Raw genomic sequence first — 5,912 nt, 5'->3', positions numbered from 1 at the left:
TTTCAGTTTTAGGAATAAGCTTTTTATTCAATCCCCAACAATTAGGACAATAATGGATCTCATCTGCATCATCTTTAAGAGTGATGTAGTTTTCTTTATGCATTATTATTCTGCTTTCTAAATCATTAGCCTTTTTTAATTTAGCATTTTCTTCACGAAGTTGTGCAATCTCAGCCTGCATATCCAAAGCTTGTGCTCCTAAATCGAGAAGTTGCTTATAAAGCTCAATATTATCTGCTTTTTGTGCTATGCCGATAGCATCCTTTATGCCTTCATACAGTCCCATATGTTTCTCCTTACCATTTTGTTTGTTCCTTTGCAAAGTCAATTAATAGTTTTCGACACTCTTTTTGTTCATGCGTGAGATTTATGTTTTGATCAACCATTTTCTTTAAGCATTCAACTGCAATGTCAAATTCTGGTTTTGTTATAGAACTTCTTGGTGCTAATCCAAATGCAACTGCGTAAAACTTTGAAAAACAAAGTGATTCAATAAAATTCATAGTGATTCTCCTTGTTAAAATGGATACTCTTCTATTTGAGCATTGATTTCTTTGCATTTAGCATATTCTTCTCCGAATAAATCGGTGTACTCTTTAATTTCAAATACCTCAATAGGAGCTTCAAGCCACCTCTGGAATAATGCATTCCCGTCTGTTAATTGTTGTTTTATCTTTTTTACTTCTCGATCATCAAAAGAAGATGGCTCTTTAAAATAACAGCTGAAATACTCGAATACATATCTCTGCTCATTTATTGATGAAAACATTTTTTCGGATATTGTATTTATAATATTATCTTTATTACTCAGTAATTCAATTCTGTCATTTAGCCAAGTTCCTAATGTCCCCTTTGAATTGCATCTCATCTCAGCAGGACTAAAATCATCATCGCTATAATACTCAACTTCGCCATTTTTTATTGATTTATATACTAGATCCTCTAATCTTAATTGAGCAAGTTTATCAATTTCCAAATATGTAGCATCCATGAAATAATGAATATACATTCTCAGGCTTTTATCATCTTTGCATTTCATCAAGTTTTTACTTACAACTTTACAAAAATCTGCTTTTGTTGTTTTAGAAAGAGCGCTGTACAATTGATTAATGAAGTATCTGAGTTGATGTTGTGGTAATCGTTCTCTATTTAAAAACAGTTTTAATAGCAAATCGTATCGTTTTTTTACAGGAACTTCTTTCAACAGAAGTTCAGCATACTCCTCTGAACAAGTAAAATCTTCATCATAGAGCAGCTCCATTATATTATCAATTTTAGTGACTCCGCCCGAATGATCTACTTGATTCAAAAGGTAATTAATATAAAGTATAATTGCTTCTGCTTCATTTTGAGTATAGGTGAATTTTTCGTGGCTTATTAAATTACGAACCGATTGCATTATTCCTTTAAAAGCGAAACCTATACCTTGTTGTATGTCTCGTTCTGTTGTAGTTTCATTTTTATTAACGAGAATAGACGGATCTTTTCCCAACAAAGCTTCGTTAATCAATGTTGTACCATCTTTATCATCTATACCACTTAACTCTCTTAATAGTTCACTTGTATGAAATATAGCATCTCTTACAGCTTCAGTATAGTCATTACGTTCATAATGAGCTTGGATTGACTTCCAAAGATCTTCACGTAGTTTATTCTCCATAGTTTTCTCCTTTATGCAACCAATACCTCATTCATTTCCATTAATAATTCCTCATAGCTGTCCCCGAAAACCTCATAAAACCTGCCGAGACCGCCCTTATGGTCAAAGGGATTGAGGTCAAGATCATCGGGTTCAATGCTGAGTGAAGCTATAATGTGATCTTTTATAAGCCTGAGCCACTCCATTTGCTCCTCTGTAAAGTGAACCGCACCTGCATTCCTGCGAAGAGTCCATTGCATGAAATTATAGTTGACCTTGTCCGCAAAAGGTTGCAAATTATCGGTATATCCCATTTCAAAGCGTATAATAGAAATAAGATCGGTAAGCTGAGCCATTGTGCCTCGCTTTACCTTATCAGGCTTTTTTATGGCATAACAGTCCCACAGGCGCTCGACAGTGATGCCCTTGTTTTTCAGCTTTTCATACAGCTTTTTCAGGCTTTCTATCGCCATAGGACGGTTTTTGTAACTCTCGTTGTAAATGATGCGAAGTGCAATTATCTCGTCCTTGTTTACTTCTATAAACTCATGGAACGTCTGAATAGTCCTGTCAACGTTCTTTTCCTGCTCGGAGTCAAAGTCTGCGAACAGAACAGTATCAAGATTGACGTTGTCGATTATCTGCTCATGACTTCTGCGGATATTTTCAATAAAATCTCTTGTGTCGGGATCATAGAAAGGTTTTACTGCGTCAGCGATCAATGCTTTCTGAGCTTCATTCAGCTGTTCTTCATCAGGTTCAGCGGCCTGAAATGTGTTAACTGCTGTTTGCTTAATTACCTCTTCGTCAAAGGCGTTGAGGAGCGCTTCAGCGAGTTTACCTGCAGGTGTTCCGATATTCTCCTCAAATTCCTTACGTTCCTCCATAGTCATCTGACTGTTAAGGCGTACAAGTCGATTTGCAAGAGAAGTCAGCGTATCCTCGTCCTTTGCACCGAGTGCAACATTGAGCATAAGCTCCTTCATAGAAACAGTAGGCTTACGTTCAAGTGTCCTTGTTTCAGTTTTTTTGGACTTTGTAACACCAACAGCATCAACGATAACAAAATGGTCTTTATTATCCGTTGCGGACGGGGAAACCTTCTGAAGATCATCCTTGCCGAGAGTTCTCGTTCCACGGCCTTTCATCTGCTCAAAATAGTTCTTGCTGCGAACATCACGCATAAAAATCAAGCATTCAATAGGCTTGACATCTGTGCCTGTAGCTATCATATCTACAGTAACAGCTATCCTTGGATAGTAACTATTCCTGAATTCAGCCAGTACGGTTTCTGGATTGGAAGCTGAGTAAGTAACCTTCCTACAGAATTCATTGCCCTCACCGAATTCTTCGCGAACAATCTGTATTATATCGTCAGCATGACTATCAGTTTTGGCAAATATCAGTGTTTTGGGAACTTCTTTACGTCTCGTAAATAGTTTCGTATACAAGTTTTCTTTAAACGTCTTTATAACAGTTCTTATCTGACTTGTATTGACAATATCACGATCAAGCTGAGAAGCCTTATAGTCAACATCTTCATCAAGCTGCTTCCAGCGTTTTTCTCTTGACATACGATTACGCGACTCAATAAGCTGCTTCATGATATGAGCGCCATTTTTTCCTACATTTGTTTCAATAAGAAAGATATCCTCGCCAACATTTACTCCGTCTATAATAGCCTGTTCTCTTGAATACTCACTTACAATATTCTGATTGAAATACGCAAATGTGCGTTTATCCGGAGTTGCAGTAAGTCCAACTATAAATGCATCGAAGTATTCAAGCACCTGATTCCACACATTATAAATGGATCTGTGGCATTCATCAACAATTATGCAGTCGAAAAATTCAGGTGGATATTTCTCATTGTATACTACTTCTTTTGGAGATTTTCTTTCAAGTGAGGTTACTTCTTCAAGCGAAATCTCATCTATAGACTCATCAGTTTCTTCTCCGCTGAGAATGGAATACATTCTTTGGATTGTGCTGATGCATATCTGCACATCAGACGGTATGTATGAACTTTTAAGCCTGCGAACACCGTATATTTCCGAAAAAGAACGATTATCATCATTCGGACGATACGCGAGGAATTCACGTTCAGCCTGCTCGCCAAGACTCTTGGTATCAACAAGAAATAGAATTCGGTTCATCTTGCCAAATTTAAGCATACGATAAGCGGCAGTTATAGCTGTGAAAGTTTTACCAGCACCTGTTGCCATCTGAACTAAAGCTCTTGGCTTGTTTTCTGTTAAAGAATTGTCCAGATTTTTTATAGCAACAATTTGACAATCACGAAATCCTGTACCGTCAAACTCTGGGAAATGCTTCATATTGTTTCTGATAGTGTCATTTCTTCTTATAAGGCTGGCTAATGTTTCCGGCCTATGGAATGAAAACACTGTTCTTGAACGGTATTTCTCATCATTGTAGTCAGTAAAGCGAGTGAGCTTATCTGTAGATTCATATGCGAATCTTATCTTGTAATCACACTTGATCCACTTAAATGTGCTGTTGGCATAACGAGAAGACTGTCCTTCGACAGTTGTTATATTCTCTCCTTCTTCACTTTTCTTAGCTTCAATTACTCCGACGGGTGCTCCGTTTACGAAAAGTGCGTAGTCAACAGGCCCAGTATCTGTCGGAAATTCGCGTACAGCGACGCCGACAGCAGCATTAGGATTTAATCTTTTAACATCTTGAATTATCCAACCAGAAGTTAGTAGCTTTTCATCAATTATTTTTCTTGCTTTCTGTTCAGGCGTCATAATTTCTGCACTCCTTTACAAAAAATTATAATTTACCAATTATAATTATAGCACAATTCGCTACAAATGTCAATTAAAATCTATAAACAGTCTTACAATAAAATATAAAAAAATTAATGTAAGTTCAACGATACCTGCACTTCGTTTTCATATTGAGTCATTATCAGTAGGAGTATTCCTGTATATATACTTAATAACAGACAGTTTATTATCAACCAGCTTGATATTCAAGCTACCTTTTATGCTATCATCAATGAAGTTATTTTTCGATGTTTCGTTTCTATAGTAATAATAAATCAGTGTTTTATCATTAACAAAGAGTTTTTCTGAAACAAGATTATACGGATCGCATTTTTATACTCGTATACTACAATATCACAAGAGAACATACAATTGCTATAGCTTTCGGCAATATTATATTGTTGAATAATACACTCTGTTTATGGAATGTTTGCCGAGAAATCTCTTGAAAAATAGGGCTAAGTATGGTATAATAGGTGTATCATCAGGAAATGAGGGCGAACCCTATGGATAATGAAATCATAAAATCTGAGAGCAATTCAGAGGATATATATACTTCCATACGTTCTTTTGTTATAACAGCGCAAAATAAAGTGTATGCCGCTGTCAATACTGCAATGGTAATTGCTTACTGGGAGATTGGCGAGCAGATATACAAGGCTTGCGGAGAAAATGACAGAGCTGAGTATGGCAAAAATCTTTTGAAGTACCTATCTGACAAACTTACCGCCGAATTCGGAAAAGGCTTTACAGAGCGAAATCTGCGTGCAATGCGTCAGTTTTATAGCTGTTTCCCGAATCGGCACACACTGTGTGCCGAATTGAGCTGGTCGCATTATCGCATACTTATGAAGATAGCCGATAAGCCTGCCCGTGATTTTTACACAGAAGAATGTGCAAAATCAGCGTGGAGCGTCCGCCAGCTTGAAAGGCAGATCAATACGATGTACTATCAGCGGCTGCTTGCAAGCAAGGACAAGTCCTCGGTGGCAGCGGAAATACAAACCAGCACGCCAAAGCCAGAGTATGAGAAAGCGATAAAAGACCCGTATATCATGGAATTTCTACAGATAAAGCCTGATACCCATGTATATGAAAGCGATATAGAACAGGCTCTGATAGACCATCTACAGCAGTTCCTTTTGGAGCTTGGACGCGGCTTTTCCTTTGTATCACGGCAAAAGCGTTTTACTCTTGACGGGCAGGACTTCTTCATTGACCTTGTTTTTTACAACTATATCCTCAAATGCTTTGTGTTGTTTGATTTGAAAACTGATAAACTGACACATCAGGATCTGGGACAGATGCAGATGTATGTTAATTACTACACAAGAGAGCTTATGAACGAGGGAGATAATCCTCCTATCGGTATCGTGCTGTGTGCTGAGAAAAATGATGCAATTGTAAAATATACTCTGCCAGAAGGCAATAACCAGATATTCGCTTCAAAGTATTTCACATACCTTCCGACTGAGGAAGAG

5 protein-coding genes are annotated in these 5,912 nt (G+C 37.4%); 1 reads left to right on the top strand and 4 read right to left on the bottom strand.

Annotated elements, in window-relative coordinates:
• From K5677_RS13430 to K5677_RS13415, 4 genes are all read right to left on the bottom strand, one after another.
• Positions 1–286: hypothetical protein (locus tag K5677_RS13430; protein WP_296728969.1), on the bottom strand; the 286-nt coding region annotated here is incomplete at its 3' end.
• A 10-nt stretch (positions 287–296) separates the two neighbouring features.
• Entirely contained in the window at positions 297–503 is a 207-nt protein-coding gene (locus tag K5677_RS13425) for a hypothetical protein (RefSeq protein WP_296728967.1), read from the bottom strand.
• Between the two features lie 14 nt (positions 504–517).
• Positions 518–1,660, bottom strand: a complete 1,143-nt coding sequence (locus K5677_RS13420; RefSeq protein ID WP_296728964.1) for a TIGR02391 family protein — start codon at positions 1,658–1,660, stop codon at positions 518–520.
• An 11-nt stretch (positions 1,661–1,671) separates the two neighbouring features.
• Positions 1,672–4,410 carry a DEAD/DEAH box helicase family protein gene (locus tag K5677_RS13415; RefSeq protein WP_296728961.1) on the bottom strand — a complete coding sequence of 913 codons (2,739 nt, stop codon included), beginning with the start codon at positions 4,408–4,410 and terminating at the stop codon, positions 1,672–1,674.
• A 527-nt stretch (positions 4,411–4,937) separates the two neighbouring features.
• Between K5677_RS13415 and K5677_RS13410 the strand changes: the two genes are divergently transcribed.
• Positions 4,938–5,912: PDDEXK nuclease domain-containing protein (locus K5677_RS13410; protein WP_296728958.1), on the top strand; the 975-nt coding region annotated here is incomplete at its 3' end.

This window comes from Ruminococcus sp., from assembly GCF_024684275.1.
The sequence above is the reverse complement of the archived record's forward strand: the minus strand, read 5'-3'. Positions and strand labels throughout refer to the sequence as shown.